Annotated in this window: 26 protein-coding genes and 1 pseudogene; 7 read left to right on the top strand and 20 right to left on the bottom strand. The window is 71.8% G+C overall.

From position 1 onward, the window contains the following. Positions 1–5: 5 nt before the first annotated feature. Positions 6–440, bottom strand: coding sequence for a hypothetical protein (locus tag OG241_RS44450; RefSeq protein WP_405824037.1), 435 nt, complete (start codon positions 438–440; stop codon positions 6–8). Between the two features lie 121 nt (positions 441–561). Here OG241_RS44450 and OG241_RS44445 point away from each other — a divergent pair, with 121 nt between their 5' ends. Together OG241_RS44445 and OG241_RS44440 are read left to right on the top strand one after the other, a co-directional pair. After that, a complete protein-coding gene (locus OG241_RS44445) occupies positions 562–1,338 on the top strand; it encodes an MBL fold metallo-hydrolase (RefSeq protein WP_405824035.1) in 777 nt (258 codons plus the stop codon). Next, positions 1,335–1,964 carry a DedA family protein gene (locus OG241_RS44440; RefSeq protein ID WP_405824033.1) on the top strand — a complete coding sequence of 210 codons (630 nt, stop codon included), beginning with the start codon at positions 1,335–1,337 and terminating at the stop codon, positions 1,962–1,964. Before OG241_RS44445 ends, OG241_RS44440 begins: the two co-directional genes overlap by 4 nt. A 202-nt stretch (positions 1,965–2,166) precedes the next feature. Here the strand turns inward: OG241_RS44440 and OG241_RS44435 are convergent, their stop codons facing one another. From OG241_RS44435 to OG241_RS44420, 4 genes are all read right to left on the bottom strand, one after another. Beyond that, positions 2,167–3,213 carry an MBL fold metallo-hydrolase gene (locus OG241_RS44435; RefSeq protein WP_405824031.1) on the bottom strand — a complete coding sequence of 349 codons (1,047 nt, stop codon included), beginning with the start codon at positions 3,211–3,213 and terminating at the stop codon, positions 2,167–2,169. Further along, a complete protein-coding gene (locus tag OG241_RS44430) occupies positions 3,210–4,457 on the bottom strand; it encodes an aminotransferase class I/II-fold pyridoxal phosphate-dependent enzyme (protein ID WP_405824029.1) in 1,248 nt (415 codons plus the stop codon). The genes OG241_RS44435 and OG241_RS44430 overlap by 4 nt, the downstream gene beginning before the upstream one ends. A gap of 134 nt (positions 4,458–4,591) precedes the next feature. Beyond that, entirely contained in the window at positions 4,592–5,305 is a 714-nt protein-coding gene (locus OG241_RS44425) for a hypothetical protein (RefSeq protein ID WP_405824027.1), read from the bottom strand. A 225-nt stretch (positions 5,306–5,530) separates the two neighbouring features. Then, positions 5,531–6,325, bottom strand: a complete 795-nt coding sequence (locus OG241_RS44420; RefSeq protein WP_405824026.1) for an RNA polymerase sigma factor SigF — start codon at positions 6,323–6,325, stop codon at positions 5,531–5,533. Positions 6,326–6,590: 265 nt separating this feature from the next. On the opposite strand from OG241_RS44420, the gene OG241_RS44415 reads away from it, so the two are divergent. Both OG241_RS44415 and OG241_RS44410 read left to right on the top strand, forming a co-directional pair. Further along, positions 6,591–6,980: a DUF2795 domain-containing protein gene (locus OG241_RS44415; RefSeq protein WP_405824024.1), complete on the top strand. Its 390-nt coding sequence runs from the start codon at positions 6,591–6,593 to the stop codon at positions 6,978–6,980. A 62-nt stretch (positions 6,981–7,042) separates the two neighbouring features. Next, positions 7,043–7,585, top strand: a complete 543-nt coding sequence (locus OG241_RS44410) for a type 1 glutamine amidotransferase domain-containing protein (RefSeq protein WP_405824022.1) — start codon at positions 7,043–7,045, stop codon at positions 7,583–7,585. Positions 7,586–7,727: 142 nt separating this feature from the next. On the opposite strand, the gene OG241_RS44405 is transcribed toward OG241_RS44410, so the two are convergent. The 3 genes from OG241_RS44405 to OG241_RS44395 form a co-directional block, all read right to left on the bottom strand. Further along, the gene (locus OG241_RS44405; RefSeq protein ID WP_405824020.1) at positions 7,728–7,961 is read right to left on the bottom strand and encodes a DUF6158 family protein; all 234 of its coding nucleotides are present in this window, start codon (positions 7,959–7,961) and stop codon (positions 7,728–7,730) included. A gap of 74 nt (positions 7,962–8,035) precedes the next feature. Further along, positions 8,036–9,655, bottom strand: a complete 1,620-nt coding sequence (locus OG241_RS44400) for an ABC-F family ATP-binding cassette domain-containing protein (RefSeq protein WP_405824019.1) — start codon at positions 9,653–9,655, stop codon at positions 8,036–8,038. A gap of 63 nt (positions 9,656–9,718) precedes the next feature. Continuing rightward, the gene (locus OG241_RS44395) at positions 9,719–10,375 is read right to left on the bottom strand and encodes a histidine phosphatase family protein (protein ID WP_405824017.1); all 657 of its coding nucleotides are present in this window, start codon (positions 10,373–10,375) and stop codon (positions 9,719–9,721) included. Between the two features lie 105 nt (positions 10,376–10,480). Between OG241_RS44395 and OG241_RS44390 the strand changes: the two genes are divergently transcribed. The 3 genes from OG241_RS44390 (at position 10,481) to OG241_RS44380 (ending at position 13,190) form a co-directional block, all read left to right on the top strand. Continuing rightward, positions 10,481–11,974, top strand: a complete 1,494-nt coding sequence (locus OG241_RS44390) for a bifunctional phosphatase PAP2/diacylglycerol kinase family protein (RefSeq protein ID WP_405824015.1) — start codon at positions 10,481–10,483, stop codon at positions 11,972–11,974. 133 nt (positions 11,975–12,107) lie between these two features. Continuing rightward, positions 12,108–12,941 (top strand): class I SAM-dependent methyltransferase, encoded by an 834-nt coding sequence (locus tag OG241_RS44385; RefSeq protein WP_405824013.1) that lies wholly within the window; start codon positions 12,108–12,110, stop codon positions 12,939–12,941. Between the two features lie 78 nt (positions 12,942–13,019). Further along, positions 13,020–13,190, top strand: a complete 171-nt coding sequence (locus tag OG241_RS44380; RefSeq protein ID WP_319094675.1) for a hydrophobic protein — start codon at positions 13,020–13,022, stop codon at positions 13,188–13,190. 56 nt (positions 13,191–13,246) lie between these two features. Here the strand turns inward: OG241_RS44380 and OG241_RS44375 are convergent, their stop codons facing one another. The 12 genes and pseudogenes from OG241_RS44375 to OG241_RS44320 form a co-directional block, all read right to left on the bottom strand. Further along, positions 13,247–13,528 (bottom strand): gas vesicle protein K, encoded by a 282-nt coding sequence (locus tag OG241_RS44375; protein WP_405824011.1) that lies wholly within the window; start codon positions 13,526–13,528, stop codon positions 13,247–13,249. Then, positions 13,525–13,713 (bottom strand): gas vesicle protein, encoded by a 189-nt coding sequence (locus tag OG241_RS44370; protein ID WP_006376647.1) that lies wholly within the window; start codon positions 13,711–13,713, stop codon positions 13,525–13,527. Before OG241_RS44370 ends, OG241_RS44375 begins: the two co-directional genes overlap by 4 nt. Then, positions 13,710–14,558, bottom strand: coding sequence for a GvpL/GvpF family gas vesicle protein (locus tag OG241_RS44365; RefSeq protein WP_405824009.1), 849 nt, complete (start codon positions 14,556–14,558; stop codon positions 13,710–13,712). Before OG241_RS44365 ends, OG241_RS44370 begins: the two co-directional genes overlap by 4 nt. Further along, positions 14,555–14,884 carry a gas vesicle protein gene (locus OG241_RS44360; protein ID WP_006376666.1) on the bottom strand — a complete coding sequence of 110 codons (330 nt, stop codon included), beginning with the start codon at positions 14,882–14,884 and terminating at the stop codon, positions 14,555–14,557. Before OG241_RS44360 ends, OG241_RS44365 begins: the two co-directional genes overlap by 4 nt. Next, entirely contained in the window at positions 14,881–16,041 is a 1,161-nt protein-coding gene (locus tag OG241_RS44355) for an SRPBCC family protein (protein WP_405824007.1), read from the bottom strand. The genes OG241_RS44360 and OG241_RS44355 overlap by 4 nt, the downstream gene beginning before the upstream one ends. Continuing rightward, a complete protein-coding gene (locus OG241_RS44350; protein WP_405824005.1) occupies positions 16,038–16,649 on the bottom strand; it encodes a DNA primase in 612 nt (203 codons plus the stop codon). Before OG241_RS44350 ends, OG241_RS44355 begins: the two co-directional genes overlap by 4 nt. Further along, positions 16,646–16,912 (bottom strand): gas vesicle protein GvpG, encoded by a 267-nt coding sequence (locus OG241_RS44345; RefSeq protein WP_405824004.1) that lies wholly within the window; start codon positions 16,910–16,912, stop codon positions 16,646–16,648. Before OG241_RS44345 ends, OG241_RS44350 begins: the two co-directional genes overlap by 4 nt. After that, on the bottom strand, positions 16,903–17,703 hold the full coding sequence (locus OG241_RS44340) for a GvpL/GvpF family gas vesicle protein (protein WP_405826770.1): 801 nt from the start codon (positions 17,701–17,703) through the stop codon (positions 16,903–16,905). The genes OG241_RS44345 and OG241_RS44340 overlap by 10 nt, the downstream gene beginning before the upstream one ends. Positions 17,704–17,765: 62 nt before the next feature. Then, positions 17,766–18,200, bottom strand: a complete 435-nt coding sequence (locus OG241_RS44335) for a gas vesicle structural protein GvpA (protein ID WP_405824002.1) — start codon at positions 18,198–18,200, stop codon at positions 17,766–17,768. 92 nt (positions 18,201–18,292) lie between these two features. Further along, positions 18,293–18,607, bottom strand: coding sequence for a gas vesicle protein (locus OG241_RS44330; protein WP_405824000.1), 315 nt, complete (start codon positions 18,605–18,607; stop codon positions 18,293–18,295). A gap of 75 nt (positions 18,608–18,682) precedes the next feature. Beyond that, positions 18,683–20,554 (bottom strand): transketolase, encoded by a 1,872-nt coding sequence (locus OG241_RS44325; protein ID WP_405823998.1) that lies wholly within the window; start codon positions 20,552–20,554, stop codon positions 18,683–18,685. Then, a pseudogene (locus tag OG241_RS44320) lies at positions 20,551–20,844 on the bottom strand (NAD(P)/FAD-dependent oxidoreductase); the annotation flags it as partial. The pseudogene OG241_RS44320 and the gene OG241_RS44325, both read right to left, overlap by 4 nt. Positions 20,845–20,940: the final 96 nt, after the last annotated feature.

Genomic DNA, 20,940 nt, shown 5'->3' with positions numbered 1-20,940 from the left:
CGGGTTCAGCGGCCGTCGTAACCGGCGGTCGGCATGGACAGGCGCCGGTGCACCCGGGCCTTCATCTGGGCGTCGTAAGAGGGTTCCGCGTGGCCCACCGTCTCCACCCGCACCCCGCGTCGCGCGCACTCGGCGGTGAACTCGTCGACCGAGGTCAGCGCGTGTTCCAGGACTCGCTGGCTGGGCGCCACGAAGAGGTCGAGGCCCGGCTCGACGCCGTCCCAGAGGGCGGAGTGGTCGGGCCGCAGACTCCGTACGAGCAGCTCCCGGGTGACGACGTAGCCATGCTCGGCGGCCCAGCGGGCGCACATCGCGTGCTGGCTGCGGGAGTCGACGAGGAAGGGCTCCTCGTCCAGCTCCTCCAGCGGTGTCAGGCTGGCGATCGCGGTCACCCGCGGTACCGGGCCGGGCAGACCTACGGCGGCGTGCGCGTGTCCCATGGCGTCCCCCTCAGCTCCGGGCTTCCCCGCTCACCTCAGGGTTTCCCCACTCGCCCCGGGTTTCCCGCCGACCCTACTCCTGCCCGTAGGCTTCGGGGAGTCGCGCGAAGGAGGCAATGGGGTGCCGGTGGAGATCACGTGGTGGGGTCATGCCACCTGTACGGTCGAGGACTCGGGCGTACGCGTGCTCACCGATCCCCTGTTCGTGCGCCGGCTCGCCCATCTGCGCCGTCGCCGGGGCGAGTTGCCGCCGCCCGGCGCATGGCGCGCGGACCTGGCGCTCGTCTCCCATCTGCACTCCGATCACCTCCATGTGCCCTCCCTCGCGCGCCTCGCGCCGGGCGCGCGCCTGATCCTGCCCCGGGGTGCGGTGAAGGCCGTGCCGGGCCTGGCGCGCCGGCTGGCGCATCTGCGGATCACGGAGGTCGTCGCCGGGGACCACACGAAGGTCGGTGACCTGGTCGTACGGGCCGTGTCCGCGCGGCACGACGGGCGGCGGCTGAATGTCGGACCGCAGCGGGCGCCCGCGCTCGGCTATGTGGTCGAGGGCGAGGCGCGGACGTATTTCGCCGGGGACACCGGCCTGTTCGCGTCGATGGCCGAGGAGGTCGGGCCGGTCGACGCGGCGCTGCTGCCGGTGGGCGGCTGGGGGCCGTATCTCGGGGAGGGCCATCTGAACGCGGAGCGGGCGGCCGAGGCGCTGGCCCGGCTGGCGCCGCGCAGCGCGGTGCCGGTGCACTACGGCACGTACTGGCCGATCGGGATGGACGCCGTGCGCCCCCATGAGTTCCATGCGCCGGGTGAGGAGTTCGTACGGCTCGCGGCGGCTCGCGCGCCCGCGGTCGACGTGTACCGGCTGGAGCACGGGGAGAGCGTGCGCCTGGGGGTCGCGCGGTGAACGTGGTCCTGGCCGCCGCCTCGACCTCGGGGCAGGGGTCGACGGGGCAGGCCATCGGCTATCCGACGCTGTTCCTGCTGGTGATGGTGGGTGCGCTGGTGCCGGTGGTGCCGACAGGGGCGCTGGTGAGTTCGGCCGCCGTGGTGGCCTTCCACGAGACCGCGCCGCTCGCCATGGTCCTGGTGTTCGCGGTGGCCTCGCTGGCCGCGTTCCTCGGCGATGTGGCGCTGTACTGGCTGGGGCGGCGCGGGATGGACTCGAAGAACGGGTCGCGCTGGCTGGCCGCGATCCGGTCGCGGGCACCCGAGGACCGCCTCGCGCAGGCCCAGCGGAAGCTGAGCGAGAACGGGGTGACGGTCCTGGTGCTGTCCCGGCTGGTGCCGGCCGGGCGCATCCCGGTGATGCTGGCCTGTCTGATGGCGAAGTGGCCGGTACGCCGCTTCGCGCGCGGCGACGTCCCGGCCTGCCTCGCGTGGGCCGCGACGTACCAGCTGATCGGCGTCCTCGGCGGTTCGCTCTTCGACGAGCCCTGGGAAGGCGTGGTGGGGGCGGTCGCCCTGACCCTGACGATCAGCGCGGCCCCCGGCGCGTGGCGCCGGGTACGGGGGGTCGGCGGGGCGCGCTGAGTGCCTTTCTTCGCCCCCGCCGCCCCTACCCGTCCCATCCTTGGGGGCTACCGCCCCCAGGCCCCCGCTTCGGCCTGAACGGCCTCGTCCTCAAACTCCCCCAGAGGGGGGACCCCCAGACGGGCTGAAAGACCAGGAGCGGGGGTTCGGGGGCAGCGCCCCCGAGGACGGGAAGGGTAGGGGCGGCGGGGGCGATGAAAACTCAGCCCAGCACCCGCGAGCCCCCCACCGGCAAATCCCACAGGTCCTCCCGGGGCAGACCGGCGCCCTCCCAGGCGGCCCGCACCCGGGTCAGGGGTTCGAGGACCGGCTCCGCCGAGAGGACGAACGTCCCCCAGTGCATGGGCGCCATCCGCCGCGCCCCAAGGTCCACGACCGCCCGCACCGCCTCCTCCGGATCACAGTGAACGTCACTGAGCCACCACCGGGGGTTGTAAGCACCGATCGGCAACAACGCCAGGTCGATCCCCGGGTACCGCTGCCCGATCCGGGCGAACCAGTGGCCGTACCCGGTGTCGCCCGCGAAGTAGACGCGCTGTCCGTCCAGGTCGGTGAGCACCCAGCCGCCCCAGAGGGTGCGGCAGGTGTCGGTGAGGCCGCGCTTGGACCAGTGGTGGGCCGGCACGAAGTCGAAGCGGACGCCGTCCAGTTCGGCCGTCTCCCACCAGTCCAGCTCGGTGACGTGCGTGAACCGGCGGCGCCTGAACCAGCGGCCGAGCCCGGCCGGCACGAACACCGGGGTGTCGCGCGGGAGTCGGCGCAGGGTCGGGGCGTCCAGGTGGTCGTAGTGGTTGTGGCTGATGACGACGGCGTCGACGTGCGGCAGCGCGCTCCAGGCGACGCCCACGGGGGTGATCCGGGCCGGTGTGCCGAGGATGCGGCGCGACCAGACCGGGTCGGTGAGGACGGTGAGGCCGCCGATCCTGACCACCCAACTGGCGTGTCCCGCCCAGGAGACGGCGACCGTGCGCCCGTCGACGCGGGGCAGCGGGCCGGGTTCGAAGGGCAGCCGCGGGATGTCGGCGAGGCCTTCCGGGGTCGGCCGTACCGCGCCCTCTCTGGCGAATCTGGCCATGCCCCTCAGGCCTGGCAACGGGGTGGTCAGCCGGTCGGCGAAGGAACGGGGCCACACCCGGGGCCCGTGCGGCGGCTGAAGCGTCTCGGGCGGCGCGGTCCCGACCGTGCTGTTCACGATGCCGATGCGGGTGTCTGTGCTGGTGGTCGTGGTCGACTCGGACTGCTGCGTCATCGAGGAGACTCCCGTCGCTGAGCGTCGTCACAAAGATCGTCGAAGGTTGCTTCCACCAGGGTCAACGCGCGTCGCACGTGTGGCAGTTCCAGTGGTTCGGGTGACGTGAGCGACTGTGTCCGTTCCTCCGGCGAGTCCCCGAGCAGCGCGCCCGTGGCCAGCCGGACGCGCAGCGACTCGAGGTCGTCCCCGAACCGGTGACCGCCCGGTGCGGGCATGCCGAGCCGGTCGGTGAGATGGTCCTCCAGTTCCTGGGCGTCGCCGACGCCGCGTGCGCCCAGCGCGGTCCGCAGGGGGCCGAGATCGACGTACAGATGGCGTCCGGCCCTGGGCGGCAGGGCCAGACAGCCCGCGGCGACGACCGCGCGGTGCACGGCGTTCGCCACGCGCGCGTGCAGGCGTACGGCGGCGGTGAGCCGTTCGGTGACGGGCTCGGGCTCGCCGAGCGCGTAGCCGGCCGCGGCGGCGACCGGTTCGGCGATCCGGGCGCCGAGCGCGGTGAGTACGTCGAGCACGCGCGCGCGGAGGGCGTCTCCGGAGGCGTTCGCGGGGAAGCGGGCGAGGGCGGCCGGCCAGCCCGGCGGCAGCGACGCGCCGCGCAGGTCGGTGACGACGGTGACCCGGTCGGGCAGCATCTCGGCCGGGCTGAGCAGCACGGTGTCGTGCGGCCGGTGCAGGGTGTCGCGCCAGGTCTCGTCACTGACCAGGTGCAGCCCCTCCCCCGCGGCGGCCTCGACGGTCTCGTGCAGGAGTTCGGGCGGCGCCACGGTGGCCGTCGGGTCGTCCGCCACGGACAGCACGAGCAGCCGCGGATCACCGCCCTCGGCCCGCACCCTCCGTACGGTCTCCAGCAGGGCGTACGGGTCCGGCACGCCTCCGCAGTCGGCCGGCGTGCCCACGTGGAACACGGATCTGCCCAACGCCCGTACCTGCGGCGCCCACCAGGCCGGGCAGGGCCGGGGCACCAGGACGTCGCCGCCGATCGCGGCGGTCAGCGCGTGCAGCAGGGCCGGGGCGCCGGGCGCGGCGGCCACCTGGTCGGGCTCGGCGGGCAGTCCGCGCCGGGTCCAGTAGCCGCAGGCGGCGTCGAGGAGCGCGGGGCCGCCGCCGGCCGGCTGGGCGTCGGGACGGGTGGCCGCGGCGGCGAGCACGGCGGCGAGTTCGGGCAGTACGGGGAGTCCGTCGGCGGGGAGCGGCGGGCCGTAGCGGACGGGGCCGTGCCCCTGGGAGTCCGTCCGCCGCATGCGTTCCTCCGCGCGTTGCCTGTGCGGTGCGTGTGCCCGCCTGTGCCTACGAGTACCCACGGTCACAGGGACTCGTGGGAGCCCGCTCGGGTTGCTTCGACCGGCCCTGCGAGCGGTGCGGGCGGCGGTCCGGGTCAGCCGCGCGCCGGCTTCTCCCTACGGCGCAGCCGGTGTACGGCGGCCCCGGCGGCGCCCGCGATCAGCACGCCGCCGGCGACCAGTGCGGGCACCGAGTCGGTGAACGCACCGCCCTGGCCCGCGTCCACCCCGCGCTGCACCGGTGCGGGGGTGGGTTCGGAGGTGTGCGTGGGGCAGGAGGACACGTCCTGGAAGTCACCGTTCTGGAAGTCACCGTGGGAGTCGGTGGCGCAGGTACTGGTGCCGGTGCCGGTGCTGGTGCTGGTGCTGGTGCCGCTGCCGGTGCCGTCGCGGGTCACTGTGAACGTCGCCTTCCACGCCTTGCCCTGGCCTCCGGCCTGCCCGGGACACGTACCGTCGGCGGTCCATTCGGCGGCGGGGGCGGTCGCGTTCTGGTCACCCTCGAGACTCCAGGCGGGCGCGATCTTCGCGGTGCCGCTGTAGGCGGGGCCGGTCACCTGGTCGTCGTTGCCGGGCACCTGCTGGAGCTGGACGGTGCCCTGCTCGAAGCCCTGGGAGTGCGCGTCGATGGTCGCGGGCGGGGTGCCGCCGGTCGCCTCGCAGGCCACGGAGACGGTGACGGTGCCGCCGGGTCCGACGGTGCGCGGGTTGACCTCCCCGGCGGCGTCCGCGGACACGGCCGAGGCGGCGGTGCCGAGGGCGGCACCGGCCAGGGCGGCGACGGACAGGACACGGGCGGTGCGGCGCATGGCTGGGCTCCTTCGAGCGGCGGCTGCGGGGAGCGTCGGGTGATGCCCCGCACCCCATCACAGCCCGCCCGGCGGCGGGGCGCGCGCGGCCGGGCACCATTCGCGGGACGCGCACGCCCGAGCGGGTGACGGCGGGCCGGACGCACGAGCGCTCACCGAGCGGCTCCAGCTCGGTGAGCGCGACGCGGCAGAAACGGTTCGCGGACCGGAAACCCCTAGGCCCCTCTAGGCCACGTCTTTCATGACCTGGTCCCGCAGCCGGTTGCAGGAGCGGCTGATCAGGCGGGAGACGTGCATCTGGGAGATGCCGAGCTGTTCGGCGATGCGGCTCTGGGTCATGTCCCCGAAGAACCGCATGTAGAGGATGGCGCGTTCACGCTCGGGCAGTGCCCGCAGTCGCGGCTTGACGGCCTCGCGGTCGATGACGGTGTCGAGGGCCGGATCGGCGGCGCCGAGGGCGTCGCTGAGGGAGTATCCGTCCTCGCTGCCGGGCAGTTCGGCGTCGAGGGACAGCGCGGTGAAGCTCTCCAGCGCCTCCAGGCCGACCTTGACGTCCTCCTCGGTCATGTTGGCGTGCTCGGCGATCTCCGCGACGGTGGGCCTGCGGCCCGAGATGGTCTGCGAGAGGTCCTGGGAGGCGAACCGGACCCGGTTGCGCAGGTCCTGGACCCGGCGCGGAACGTGCAGGGTCCACATGTGGTCACGGAAGTGGCGCTTGATCTCCCCGGTGACCGTGGGGACGGCGTAGCTCTCGAAGGCGTTCCCGAGTTCAGGGTCGTAGCGGTCGACGGCCTTGACCAGGCCCAGCGCGGCCACCTGACGCAGATCGTCGAGGCTTTCGCCGCGGCTCCGGAAGCGGCCCGCGAGCCGGTCGGCCATGGGCAGCCAGGCCTCGACGATCTTCGCCCGGAGGGTGTCGCGCTGCTGACCCGGGGGGAGCGCGGCGAGCGTGCGGAAGGCCTCGGCGGTGTCGGGGGCGTCGTTGTGGGGATGCCGCTTCGGACTCGTGTGAGTTCGCATGGTGCGTCGCAACTCCCTAGGAGTGCTTGGGGTGGACGGGTCCCCGCGGGAGAGTGCGCACCACCGGGACAGAGACACCCGGGTCGGTAATACACCGCTCCCACGGACGTGCCTCCTGTCCGAAGCACTGAAGCTGCGCCTGCCCCGCCGTATGCGTGCCAAACAGGTTTACTCAGCGCTGTCCGGAGCGCTGTCCGGCCGCTCCGGTGTGTCGTCCGCTGATCCTCGGGTACGCGGCTGGCACCCCCGAAGTCTGGAGGCACGCATGCAACAAGGCAGCGGCCGCGTCAGCGCCCATCGCGACGACGAAATGAAGCACCAGGTCCAGGGCCTGCTCAGGTCCGGCCATCCGACCCGCACGGAGGAGTGGAACGACCCGGAACCCGCCGCCGAGGACGACCCGCCGATCGCGGGCGGCCCCGTGGCTCCCGGCCGCGCACCGGCCGGGATCGAGACGGTGCGCTTCGAACTGGCCCGCTATCTGGGCCGTACGTCCTTCCCGGCCGGCCCGCGCGAGCTGCGTGGCCTCCTGCGCGCCGGCCACGCCCCCGACACGCTGGTCGAGCCACTGGAGCGGCTTCCCTCGAAGGCGCGTTACGCCTCCGTGCAGGAGCTCGCCGTGGCGGTCGTGAGCGGTCCTGAGAAGAACGCGTAGCCGGGCCCCTGGGGAACGGACCGCGGGACTGCGGAAGGACCAGGAAAGGAGACCACAGGACTATGCGAATCGCGTTTCTGACCGCCCCCGAGGGCGTCGAACAGATCGAACTCACCGAGCCCTGGCAGGCGGTGGCCGACGCGGGTGGTGAACCCGTGCTCGTGTCGACCGAGCAGGGCCGGGTCCAGGCCTTCAACCATCTCGACAAGGGGGACACGTTCCCCGTTCAGGAGGTCGTCGGCGAGGTGGCGGCCGAGTCCTTCGACGGGCTCGTGCTGCCCGGCGGGGTGGCCAACCCGGACCTCCTGCGCACCGACGAGCGCGCCGTCGCGTTCGTCCGGGACTTCTTCGACCAGGGCCGTCCGGTGGCCGCGATCTGCCACGCCCCGTGGACCCTGGTGGAGGCGGACGTCGTCCGCGGCCGGGTGCTCACCTCGTGGCCGAGTCTGCGCACCGACCTGACCAACGCGGGCGGTGACTGGGTCGACGAGCAGGTGCGGATCTGCGACCGCGGACCCGGTGTTCTCATCACCAGCCGCAAACCGGACGACCTGAAGGCGTTCTGCGAGGCACTCGTGTCCGAGTTCGGCAAGAAGGCCGCCTGACGGCTCTTCCCGCCGGTAGCGGACCGCCTTCGTCGCGGCGGTCGCGGCCCATCGGCGCTGGGATCTCCCCCGGTGCGCCGCTGAGATCCACCGCCGCGGGTGCCGCTGCCACGAGCCCCCGGGCCTGGCAGCGGCACCGTTCTCACTCCTGTGCGCAGTCCCGGTCCCGGGCGCCCTCGCGGGTGCGGCCCGCGGCGACCGGGCGGCGCGGATGGCGGCGCAGGTACTCGCCCTCCAGCTGCGCCATCCGGTCGTTGTGGGCGCGCAACGCGTCGCTCGACGCGTACAGCAACGTGTCGTGACGGGTCCGGTGGATCGTCTCCAGCTCCTTCATCAGCTGCTGGTCGTCCAGCCGGCCCGGGTCGACTCCGGTCATGGTGGCACCCCACTCGTCGCGTCCGAGTCCTTCGGTACGCGTGCCGGGTACCCCTCGCCGCCCGGGTGAAGCCCCTACCGCGCCCGCTCCACCCGACGCTCGTCCCACACTGGCTCCGGGGTCTCACGGATCTTCCCGTCACTGCCGAACACCAGATATCGATCGAACGAACGAGCGAACCAACGGTCGTGTGTGACGGCGAGAACCGTGCCCTCGAACGCCTCCAGCCCCTCCTGGAGCGCCTCGGCGGACTCCAGGTCGAGGTTGTCCGTCGGCTCGTCCAGCAGCAGCGCCGTGACGCCCTGCAGTTCGAGGAGCAGGATCTGGAAGCGGGCCTGCTGGCCGCCGGAGAGCCGCTCGAAGCGCTGCTCGGCCTGGGCGGTCAGTTCGTAGCGGCGCAGCCGGGACGAGGCCGCACCCCGGTCCTGCGCGTGCTCGGACCACAGGATGTCGAGGAGCGTACGGCCCTCCAGCTCGGGATGGGCGTGCGTCTGGGCGAAGTGCCCGGGCACGACCCGCGCACCGAGCTTCCACTCACCGGTGTGCGCCACGGTGTCCCCGGCGAGCAGCCGCAGGAAGTGCGACTTGCCGGAGCCGTTGGAGCCGAGGACGGCCACCCGCTCGCCGTAGAAGACCTCCAGGTCGAAGGGTTTCATCAGCCCGGTGAGCTCAAGTCCCTTGCAGGTGACGGACCTTACGCCGGTCCGGCCGCCCTTGAGCCGCATGGTGATGTCCTGCTCGCGCGGCGGCTCGGGCGGCGGTCCCGCCTCCTCGAACTTCCGGAGCCTGGTCTGCGCGGCGGCGTAGCGGGACGCCAACTCATGGCTGATGGAGGCCGCCTGACGGAGGTTCAGGACCAGCTTCTTCAGCTGGGCGTGCTTCTCGTCCCAGCGCCGGCGCAACTCCTCGAAACGCGCGAACCGTTCACGCCGCGCCTCGTGATAGGTCGCGAAACCGGCGCCGTGCACCCACGCGTCCGCACCGGCGGGCCCGGGTTCGACGGACACGATCTTCTGCGCCGACCGGGAGAGCAACTCCCGGTCGTGGGACACGAACAGCACGGTCTTCCGGGTCTCCGCGAGCCGCTCCTCCAGCCACCGCTTGCCGGGTACGTCGAGGTAGTTGTCCGGCTCGTCGAGGAGCAGCACCTCGTCCGTGCCGCGCAGCAGCGCCTCCAGCACCAGCCGCTTCTGCTCACCGCCGGACAGGGTGCGCACCAGCCGCCACTGCGCCTTCTCGTACGGCACGCCGAGCGCGGCCGTGGTGCACATGTCCCACAGGGTCTCGGCCTCGTACCCGCGCGCCTCGGCCCAGTCGGAGAGGGCCTGCGCGTACTGGAGCTGGGCCGCCTCGTCGTCGACGGTCAGCATGCCGTGCTCGGCGAGGTCGACCGCCTTGGCGGCCTCCTGGATCCGCGGTGTGGCGACCGACACGAGCAGGTCGCGTACGGTCGTCTCGTCCCGTACGGAGCCCACGAACTGGCGCATCACGCCGAGCCCGCCGCTCACGTTGACGGTCCCGCCGTGCGGTTTCAGCTCGCCGGAGATCAGCCGCAGCAGCGTCGTCTTCCCCGCGCCGTTGGGCCCCACGAGGGCCACGACGGCCCCTTCGCCCACCCGGAACGACACATCGCCGAGCAGCGCCCTCCCATCGGGAAGGTAGTACTCAAGATGCGCTGCTTCGAGGTGTCCCATGAGGACGCATTCTGCGGGCCCACCACGACCCCGGGCAAACCCATATCCACGCCCGGACAGGTCCTAGCCGTGCAGCGCCTCTCCCGCCGGCCCGCTGCCCGCACCAGGTCCGGCCGCCGCGACGACCGCGCCCGCCCAGGACACCGCCTTCCAGCCGTCCGCCGGGGAACCCTCAAGGACGACCACGCCGGTGTTGTCGAGCCGGTGCTCGGCGGCGAAGGGCACGTCGACGTTGTCCGCGCGGGCCGCCGCCCACATCCGGATCGCGGCGCCGTGACTGACCATGACGACCGTGCCGGCCCCGCTGTCCGCAGCCTCCGCGACGACCGAGTCGAACCGCCCGAGCGCCTCGACGCCGTTCTCCCCGCCCGGCATCCGCAGCTCCGTGTCGCCGGCCGCCCACGCGAACAGGGTGGTCATGTAGGTGTGCGCGGACTCGGGGTCGCCCCGCATCTCCAGGTCCCCGGCGCTCACCTCGCGGATCCCGTCGCGCACCTGGACGTCGAGGCCACGCACCTCTGCCAGGGGCGCTGCGGTCAGCTGCGTACGGATCAGCGTGGAGGCGTACATCGCGTCGACAGCCTCACCCGCCAGGGCCTCCGGCAGCGCGACGGCCTGCCTCTCTCCCAGCTCGGTCAGCCCTGCCCCCGGAACCGCGGTGTCCAGCAGGAACTTCACGTTCGACGGGGTCTGACCGTGCCGGATGAGCAGCAGACGCATACAGGTTTCCTCTCGCCCCACGAATTCTCGCCCCACGGCTTCCCGACGAGCCCCGTGACCTGTTCGACAAGACAAAAAGGCTCACTTCAGGGTACCCAGAGCCTCATGACCGCAGACATCGACCTCACCGTCCCGCAGCTCGGCAGCCACGCCCTGCGCGAGAAACTGCTGAAGCTCGACTTCCGGCTGTTCGAGACCGCAGCCACCAGGAACTGGCCGGGCGCCGAGCGCGTCCTGCCGAGGCTGAGCCGCAGCGCGAACCACGGCGTCCTGTGGTTCGCGACGGCCGCCGCCCTGGCGGCCACCGGGAGCCCCAGGGCCCGCCGGGCCGCCGTCCGGGGCCTGGCCTCGCTCGCCGTGGCCTCCGCGACGATCAACACGGTCGGCAAGCGCTCGGTACGCCGTCCACGCCCCGTACTGGACGCCGTACCGATGGTCAGGCAGCTGAAGCGGCAGCCGATCACCACGTCGTTCCCGTCCGGCCACGCGGCGTCGGCGGCCGCGTTCGCGACGGGTGTCGCCCTGGAGTCCCGGGGTCTGGGGGCGGTGGTGGCACCGCTGGCCTTCTCGGTGGCGATGTCGCGGGTCTACACGGGCGTCCACTTCCCCAGTGACGTCCTGGCCGGCGCGGCCCTCGGCGCGGGCGCCGCGTTCGCCGTACGGGAGCTCATGCCGGCCCGCGACCGGTCCGCGCCCCCGGCCCGGCCGCACGCCGCGGCCCCGGCGCTGCCCGACGGCGAGGGTCTGGTCCTGGTCTCGAACACGGCGGCCGGCACCGCCGACCGGGTCCGCGCCCTGGAGGTCGCGCTGCCGCTCGCGGAGATCGTGGAGTGCGCGCCTCAGGACCTGCCGAGCGAGCTGGAGAAGGCGGCCGCCCGCTGTCAGGTACTCGGCGTGTGCGGGGGCGACGGCACGCTGAACACGGCCGCCGCGGTCGCCCTGCGTTACGGACGGCCGCTCGCCGTACTGCCCGGCGGCACGCTCAACCACTTCACGCTCGACCTGGGCGTCGAGGACGCCCGGGACATCGGCCGGGCGGTCCGCCGGGGCGAGGCGGTGCGCGTGGACGTGGGCCGGTTCCGGTCCGGCGACCAGGAGGGCGTCTTCCTCAACACGTGCAGCCTGGGCGTCTATCCGGAGCTGGTGCGCGAACGGGAGCGCTGGTCCGACCGGATCGGCGCCTGGCCGGCCGGGGTGGTCGCGGCGGCTCGTGTCCTGCGCGCCGACCGCCATCCTCTGGAGGCTCAACTCCGGGGCGAGCGGCGCCCGTTGTGGCTGCTCTTCGCGGGCAACGGCACCTACCACCGGCTCGGCCTCGTACCGGCCCGCCGGGTCGACCTGGCGGACGGGCGGCTCGACGTACGGGTGGTGCACGGCGGCCGTGGGCCCTCGCTGCGTCTCCTGGCGGCGGCCCTGGCCGGACCGTTGACCCGCTCCCCCGCCCACGCGGGCGTCCTGGTCAGCCGTCTCCGGGTGGACGACGTGGCGCCGGGCACCCTCCTCGCGTACGACGGCGAGGTCACGGAGGTGGAGGGCAGCGTGACCCTCGAAAAACTCCCCGAGGCACTGACTGTCTACCGCCCGCTCGGCCGGAACTGACCTCCCCGAGAGACTTGTTGAGCGACCTTGTCCACATCTCAAGACGTGGGTCTCATTATTCGGCACGACTGCGTACGGTGATGAGCGAGTCGTTCGGAGCAGGTTGTTCGAGAAGACGAGAAGGGGCACGGTCATGTCCAAGCCGCAGTCACAGCCGCAGGAGACCGCCGTCTACACGCACGGGCACCACGAGTCCGTGCTCCGCTCGCACACCTGGCGCACCGCCGCCAACTCGGCGGCCTACCTCCTCGGCTCGCTGAAGCCGCACATGAGAATCCTGGACATCGGCTGCGGCCCGGGCACGATCACCGCGGACCTGGCCGAACTGGTCCCCGACGGGCAGGTCACCGGCGTCGACCAAGCACCGGGAGTCCTCGACCAGGCCAGGGCCACGGCCGCCGAGCGGGGTCTCACCAACGTCGAATTCGCGGTCGCGGACATCCACGCGCTGGACTTCCCGGACGACACGTTCTGCGTGGTCCACGCCCATCAGGTGCTCCAGCACGTGGGTGACCCGGTGCGGGCGCTGCGCGAGATGCACCGGGTCACCAAACCGGGCGGGTACATCGCCGTCCGCGATTCGGACTACCTGGCCATGGCCTGGTATCCGGCGTCGGAGGGCATGGACGACTGGCTGGACCTCTACCGGCGGGTGGCCCGGGCCAACGGGGGCGAGCCCGACGCGGGACGTCGGCTGAAGTCCTGGGCGCTGCGGGCCGGGCTCACGGACATCACGGCCACCTCCAGCACGTGGACGTTCGCGGACACCGCCGAGCTGGCCTGGTGGAGCGGCCTGTGGGCGGACCGGACGCTCGCGTCGGCCTACGCGGACCGGGCGACGGAGGGCGGTCTGGCGACCCCGGAGCGGCTGCGGGCGGTATCGGAGGCCTGGCGGGAGTGGGGACGGCAGGAGGACGCCTGGTTCACCGTCCCGCACGGCGAAATCCTCTGCCGAAAGGCCGGCTGACACCGAAATACCGGCCGAACTCCCCGGCCGATGTCTGAGACTCCGATTTCGGGAAACTCGGAGTCCAGGAGGTGCACAATGGTTCCCATTCTGCTCGTACTGCTTCTGGCCCTGATTCTCTTCGGCGTCGGATTCGCGGTGAAAATACTCTGGTGGATCGCACTCATCGTGCTCGTCGTCTGGCTGCTGGGATTCCTGGTGCGGGGCACGAGTGCGAGCGGATCAAGGGGTCGCTGGTACCGCTGGTAGCCGGTGACCCGGTAACAGCGAATGACCCGTCCCCAGGCGTACCCGTCCCTGGGCGTTCAGTCCCTCGGCAGTAGGGGGCCCAGCGGCCCGAGGTCCAGATTCAGGTCCTCGGGCCGCAGCCCGTACCGCTCCCTCAGCTCGGCCATCCGGTCTTCGAGGAGCATGAGTGTGAGCCCCACGCGCTCCTCCTGCTCCTCGGTCATCTCCCCCGTGTCGAAGCGGCGCACGGCCTGCCTCTCCATGAGCTGCCGGAGCAGCTCCACCACGGTCAGGACTAGTTTTACGAGATCCCGTTCGACGGTGTCGGGTTCCAGGTCGAGCCGTTTACGTGCACTCACGTCAACTCTCCCCAGGGCGACGGCACTTGTTCGTTCACTGAGCTGATCAGCGCGTTCAGGTCGATCCGGACGAGGTCCACGTCCGCGATGCGCAGGGTGATGTCCCCGGTGATGACGACCCCGCCGGCGAGCAGCCGGTCGAGCAGGTCGACGAGGGCGACCTCGCGGCGTTCGACGACGGTCACGCGTCCCCCTCCTCGTTCTCTTCCTCGTTCTTCGCGGAGCCTTCGGCGTCTCCGGTGAAGGAGTAGACGGCCCAGGGACCGGTGAGTTCGACCCGCAGTCCCGTAGGGGTCCCGCCGGCGGTGCCGTCCGCGTCGCCTTTCGTCCGGTCGACCAGTTCCACGAGTTGCTCGGAATCCTCGCGCGGAACCAGATAGGCCGCATTGAGCACGTTCTGCCCGGTCGCACCGGAAAGCGCGGAGTTCTGCGGCGCGTGCAGCCGGTGGTCCTCGGCACAGCCGGAAAGGGTGCGATGCAATTCGACGGCGAACGTCTCGGCGCCGCGCCACCGGTCCTCATTCGTCCTGGCGTGCTGTCGCCGCCGACGCAGATAGTCCCGGCCGGAGGTCACCGGCGGGTCCGACGGGACCGGCGTGGAAGTGGAATCGGATTCCGCGTCGGCCTCGTCGGCCTTTTCCAGATACACCTTCACGCCCCACTCGACCCTCCCGTCGAGGCGGTCGAGAGTGCGGTGGAAGTCGTTCTCGCGTTCCTCCATCATCACGCGTACGCCGCTGTCGTCCCGGAAGACGGTGGCGAGCCGCAGCGGCAGCGGTGTGGTGACGGCGGTCAGCGCGTCGATCACGGCCTGGTGGGCGCGCGCCGTCGCGGTCAGCCAGTCGAGGTCCTCCAGCCGGTGCCGGAGGGGCTCTTCGGCGAAGTCCTCCTCCGGCACCGTACTGACGACCGCGACCAGACCGCGGTGGACAAGCAACTCGGGCGGGGCGCCCGCGACCCCCGTCAACCGGGCCTGCAGGGCCGCGTCGAAGGGGCGGCAGACGGCGTAGACGTACCGCAGTCCGGTCATGAGGTCTCCTTCGGCGCTCCCCCGCGCTCCAGTTCGGCCAGCCGTTCACGCAACTCGGCGTTCTCGCGGGCGAGTTCGCCCCGGTGGGCGCGGGAGGACAACGCCGGGTCGTCCTCCCACCAGTCGATGCCCATCTCCTTGGCCTTGTCGACGGAGGCAACGATGAGCCGCAGCTTGATCGTGAGCAGTTCGATGTCGAGCAGATTGATCCGGATGTCCCCCGCGATCACCACGCCCTTGTCCAGCACCCGTTCAAGGATGTCGGCGAGGTTGGAGCCACCGTCATGGCTGTAGGGCTGGGGCAGCCGACTCGCCGGCGAAGTCATCGACGACTCCGGGGCCGGGTCGCGGGCTCGGCTTCGGTCTCGTCCTCGGCGGTCTCCGTCTCGGGCTCGGGCTCGTACGCGGCCTCGCCCTCGTCCACGTCCTCTTCGTACGCCGCCTCGTCCTCGTCGTCGTACGCCGCCTCGTCGTCGTACTCCGGGTCCTCGGGCTTCTCGTCCTCCTCCTCGTACTCACCCTCGGGTTCGGCGGCTTCGGCCTCCTCGTCGACGTCGTCCTCGTACGCGTCCTCCGCCTCGGCCCCTTCTTCTGCCGCCTGTTCCTCCTCTTCCTGCGCGAGGGCGTCCTCGTGGCTCACGACCACCTCGCCGTCCCGGATCTCTCCGCGCCAGCCGTCGTCCGCCTCGCCCTTGATCGTGATGAAGCGGGCGAAGTTCTTGAGGTCGAGCCGGGTGCGCCGGCCCTGGGCGCGCCAGATGTTGCCGGTCTTCTCGAACAGGCCCTTGGGGTAGTACTCGACGACCAGCAGTACGCGGGTGAGGTTCGGGGCGAGTTCATGGAAGGAGACGACGCCCTTGGTCGTGCCCTTCGCGCCCTCCGACGTCCAGGAGATCCGGTCGTCGGGCACCTGCTCGGTGGTGTGGGCCTTCCAACTCCGGTTGGACCAGAAGATCTTGAGCTGCCAGTCGGAGGTCGTGTCGTCGGCGCGGTTCGCGCTCTTGACGCCCTTCGCGAAGGTGCTGAAGTCCTGGTACTGGGTCCACTGGTCGTAGGCGGTGCGCAGCGGGACCCCGACGTCGACGAACTCGATGACGACCGTCGGCTTCTTTCCCGCCCCGCCCTTTCGCCTGCCCTTGCCACCGGTCAGGTTCTTGAAGGCGCCGACCACGCTGTCCTTGGCGTGTCCTGCGCCGACTTCGAGGGCGGAACGCAGGGGCCCCTTCCCCTCGGCGAGTTTGCGGCCGCCGTCGAGGGCCATTTTCGCGAAGCCGGGGCTGTTGCCGTCCGCGATGTCGTTGAGTTTGACGGTCGTCTCGCCGAGCCGGTGTCCGACGCCCGTCAGCAGGCGCTGCGCCTGGGCGGCGAGGTACTCCTGGACCTCCGTCTTCAGCCGGTCGGCGGCCTCGCTCCTGGCGACGTCGGTGATCGGGTTGCCCTTCCCGGATCCGGCGGACTTGACGGACTTGAGGGTGTCGGTCATCGTTCACCGCCTCCCTTGGGCAGCCGCGCGCGGGTACCGCGACCCGCGGCCGTCTTCTTCGCCGCCGTCTTCTTGGCGGTCGCCTTCTTCGCCGCGGGGCCTGATGCCGCCGTCTTCCTGGGGTCCGCCTTCTTCGCGGCGGCCGTCTTCTTCGCCGCCGCCTTCCTGGCCGGCCGCTCGCTCCGCCCGACGGGCTCCTCCTCGTCGCGCTCCTCGTCCGCCGACTCGTCGTAGGCGTCCTTGGCCTCGTCAGCCTCGTCGTCGCGGCCTCGGCCCGGCGTCTCCGGTACGACGCCCGCCAGTTGATCGCGGACCTCCGCCGTGCGGCCGTGCAGACGGTTGGCCAGGGCCTCGACCTGCCGCTCGACCAGTGCGCCCGACGCCGCCTTGCCGACGCCCCGCAGATCCACCCGCAACTGGTCGCCGATCTCCTTGAACTGCGGGTTGTCGCGCAGCTGCCCGGACACCAGGTCCGCGAGCGCCTTGGGGCTCAGTTGCATCCGCTTGCCGGCCACCAGGGTGCCGACAGCGAAGGCCAGTTTCAGTTTCTTCGTACGTCCAAGAACGTATCCGGCCCCTACCGCGAGGCCCAGTCCCACTCGGTTCATCCTCGTGCCGTCCCGTTGTTGGTACCCACGCCCGTGCGCAGGCCTGTCTCCAGCCGGTCGAGGAGCTCGTCCTCGCGGCGGTCGAACTCCTCGTCGTCGATCTCACCCGCCTCCAACTGCTGTTCCAGCTGGGCGAGTTCGGAGCGGACCGTGGCCGGGTCGTAGTACAGCCGTTCCGCCTCGTGCAGCACCTGTCCGATCACCCAGGCGCTGCCGCGCACCGGTGCGAACGGCAGCAGCAGCACCTCCGAGATCAGTCCCATGTCCGGCTCTGTTCCGCCCCGGCGCCCAGTCCGCCCGCCGTGGAACCCGCGGGCTCGCCCGGACCCGGCTCGACGAAGCTGTACGGCGGCAGCGGCCCGTGGACCCGCAGTTCGAGGTAGGGGCGCGCCTTGCGGAGCTGCTCGGTCGCGGTGAGGAACACCTCCGCCGAGTCGCGGGCCACCAGGAAGGACACGTTGGCCAGCCAGCCGGTCGACTCGGCGCCCACGCTCACCGCCACCGCGGACGGCTCCAGCGCCTGTCGCACCTCGACGGCGTCCTCCGCCTCGCGGGCCTTCACCGCGGACACGACCATCTCGCCGAGGCGCACGCGGTCGTCGTAACTGCCGCCGCCTGCTTGCCTGTTGGCCTCGGTGAACGCCCGGATCTCCGGGTTCTCCGCCAGCACGCGGTGCAGGACCGCCTCTTCCTCGTGGCTCGCCTTGACGTTGTACTCGACGTTGCCGTCGAGGGCCCGGAGCCGTTCCTCGTAGTGCTCGGCGCGTTCGGTCAGTACGGAGACGACCGCGTCGTCGTCCGGTGCCACGCTGCCGAACCGCATGGGCAGTACGCAGCCGGCCCCGCCCGCCTCCTCCAGCACATGCTGGTGGGCGAGCAGGTCCTTGCGCTTGGGGCGCAGCCTCTCGGGTGCGTCGCTGACGATCGCCGCGAGGGTGCCCGCTGTCAGGACACGCACGGTACGCGGCGGGTCGCCGACACCGCACAACTCCTTGGCGAAGGAGGGGAGTGCGGGGTGGGTGGCGGCGGTGATGCCGTAGACGTATGTGCCGATGCTCGTGGCGTCGGCCGTCTCGTTGATCGTGGCGTTGGTCGCGTCCGGGTCGCTGCTGGTGCTCACTCCTGCTCCTCCTTCCTGCGCGCGGCCGCGGTCTTGCGGGTGCGGGTCTGCTGCTGCCTGGGTTCGGCCTGGCCCTCGTCACGGGACTGCCGGAAGGCGTCGGAGATGGTCTCGGCGGCACCGGACAGTGCCCCCTTCGACTTGCCCTTCGCCCCGGACTCGGTGATCTCACCGACCAGTTCGGGCAGTCCGGGGCTGCGGTTCGGCCCGGCCTCCAGGTCGAGGCGGTTGCATGCCTCGGCGAACCGGAGATAGGTGTCGACGCTGGCCACGACGATCCGGACATCGATCTTCAGGATCTCGATACCGACCAGGGAGACCCGTACGAACGCGTCGATGACCAACCCCTTGTCGAGAACGAGTTCGAGTACGTCGTAGAGGCCGCTGGAGCCGCCACCTCCGCCGCTCTGCTGTGCCGGGACAACGGTCATACCGTCCACCCCTCCTTGTCTGGTGAAGGACCTGCCGGGCGAAGTACCAGCCGGGGCAGGCCTGTTGATGTGATCCGGTGATGTGCTCCGGGTTATCGGCCGTCGGACCTGCGCGCGTCGGCGCGTCCGCGTTCGTAGCGGCGGACCCGCCGGTAGCCGGTGAGTTCGCCCCGCTTGTCGAGGTCCACGCGGTAGCTCGCGAGAAGGCTCATGGTGTCGGGGACCCTGGTGAGTTCCAGGACCTCGATCTCCAACGCCCAGCCGTTCTCCGTCTGTTCGAAGGACGTCACGGTCTCCGCGGTCATACCCGTGAGTTCCGCGAGCTGGTCGCGCGCCCCGCGCATGATCTCCATGGCCGACTCGGGTGCGTTTGATTCCGAGTGCGATGAGTGCGATGAATTCGTCATAGGTCTCCTGGACATCGGGTGGCCCAGGATCAGCCCCTCAAACCCCGCGGGATCGGACCATCGAGTCGCCGTCGGTCACGGCGCGATCCCCTCCTCCACGAGCAGCCGGCCCGCCGCCATGATGGCCTCGGCGTCGATGCCCGCGGCGTGCAGCTGCTCGTCGGGGCTCGCCGAGCCGGGCATCGTACGAACGGCGAGGCGGGCCAGCCGGGGCGCCGGCCGTCCGTCGAGGAAGGCGTCGAGGACCGCGTCCCCGATACCGCCCTCCTCGCGGTGGTCCTCGACGGTGAGCAGGCAGCCGGTCTCCTCGGCGGCCCGGCGCAGGGTGAGCCGGTCGACGGGCTTGACGGAGTACAGGTCGACGACCCGCACCGGGATGCCCTGGGCGTCGAGCGCGTCGGCGGCGGCCAGCGCCTCGTGGACGGTCACGCCCGCCGCGACCACCGTCAGCCGGTCCGCGCGCCCGGCGGACCGCAGCACCTTGCTGCCGCCGACGGGGAACTCCTCGTCGGGCCCGTACAGGAGCGGGGTCCCACCGCGCGAGGTGCGCAGATACCGGATGCCGTCGAGGCCCGCCATGGTGGTGACGAGCCGCGCGGTCTGGTGGGCGTCGCACGGATACAGCACCGTCGAGCCGTGCAGCGCGCGGAACATCGCCAGGTCCTCCAGGCCCATCTGCGAGGGCCCGTCCTGCCCGATCGCGACACCCGCGTGCGAGCCGACGAGGTTGATGCCGGCCCCGCTGACCGCCGCCATGCGCAGGAAGTCATGGGCGCGGGTCAGGAACGCGGCGAAGGTCGACGCGTACGGAACCCAGCCGCGCGACGCCAACCCCACGGCGGCGGCGACGAGTTGCTGTTCTGCGATGTAGCACTCGAAGAACCGGTCGGGGTACTCCTTGGCGAAGGCCTCGGCGCGCGTCGAGTCGCTGACCTCGCCGTCGAGGGCCACGATGTCGCCCCGGGCGTTGCCGAGCGCGACGAGCGCCTGCCCGTAGGCGTCCCGGGTGGCGACCTTCTCGCCCTCGGCCCAGCGGGGCGGTTCGAGGTGTCCGGCGCGTACGGCGTGCAGCGCGCGGGCGGCACGCGGCTCGGGCGGGCGGACGCGCAGGTCGCGGGGCCCGCCGAGTTCGGCGATCGCGTCGTCGGCGTCCTTGAGCGGCTTGCCGTGCAGGCCCTCGCGGTCCTCGGCGGCCGCGACTCCCTTGCCCTTGAGGGTGCGGGCGAGGACGACGACAGGCTGCCGGGTCGTGGACCCGGCCTCGGCGTAGGCACGGTCGACGGCCTCGACATCGTGCCCGTCGACCTCGACCGTGTGCCAGCCGAAGGCCTTGAACCGGCGGGCGTAGGCGTCCAGATCGTGCCCGTGGCGGGTCGGCCCGCGCTGTCCGAGCCGGTTGACGTCGACGACGAGGACCAGATTGTCGAGCTGTTCGTACGAGGCGTGCTCGGCGGCCTCCCACACCGACCCCTCGGCCAGCTCGCTGTCCCCGCACATCACCCACACCCGGTATCCGGTGCGGTCGAGCCGCTTGCCGGCCAGCGCGATACCGACGGCCACGGGCAGCCCCTGGCCGAGCGATCCGGTGGCCGTCTCGACCCAGGGCAGCCGCCGGGGTGTCGGATGCCCTTCGAGTCGGCTGCCGAGGGTGCGGTAGGTGAGCAGTTCGGCGTCGTCGATGACACCGACTGCCTTGTAGGCGGCGTAGAGCAGCGGTGAGGCATGTCCCTTGGAGAGGACGAAGCGGTCGTTGCCGGGGTGGGTCGGCCGGTCGAAGTCGTAGCGGAAGTGGCGGGCCAGGAGTACGGCCATCAGATCGGCGGCGGACATGGACGAGGTCGGATGCCCGGAGCCCGCGGCGGCCGAGGCCCGGATGCTGTCGACACGCAACTGCTGTCCCAGCTCGGCGAGTTCGGCGGTGTTGTGCAGGGTTTCGGCGATTTTCACGACTCTCCTTCCGATGGGGCGGACCGTTGTGAGGCGGCCCGTCCCGACGACTGTTCCGGCACCCGTTCCGGGGCCTTGCGACGTGCGCCGTCCGGCACCCGCGCCAGCTCCGGCGAGGCCGTGTCCAGCGGCACCGACCAGGACTGCACGAGCCCCAACTGCACGCCCTGGCGCGGGAGTACGGCGTCCAGCAGCCAGTCCGCCGCGACGCGCACCCGGTTTCCGGGCATCGCCACGAGGTGGTAACCCCGGGTGACCGCGCCGGCGACCGGCCCGGACAGTGAGACGCCGGCGGCGACCTGGGGCAGCAGGGGCAGGTACAGGAAGTGGTCGGTCGGGTTCAGCAGGGTGATGTCGGCCTTCTGCCGCGTCAGCCTGGCCGGGGT

This window comes from Streptomyces sp. NBC_01390 (assembly GCF_045040105.1).
In the GTDB taxonomy this organism is placed as follows: domain Bacteria; phylum Actinomycetota; class Actinomycetes; order Streptomycetales; family Streptomycetaceae; genus Streptomyces.
Note: the sequence above shows the minus strand (reverse complement) of the source record. Positions and strands in the feature narration are given on the sequence as shown.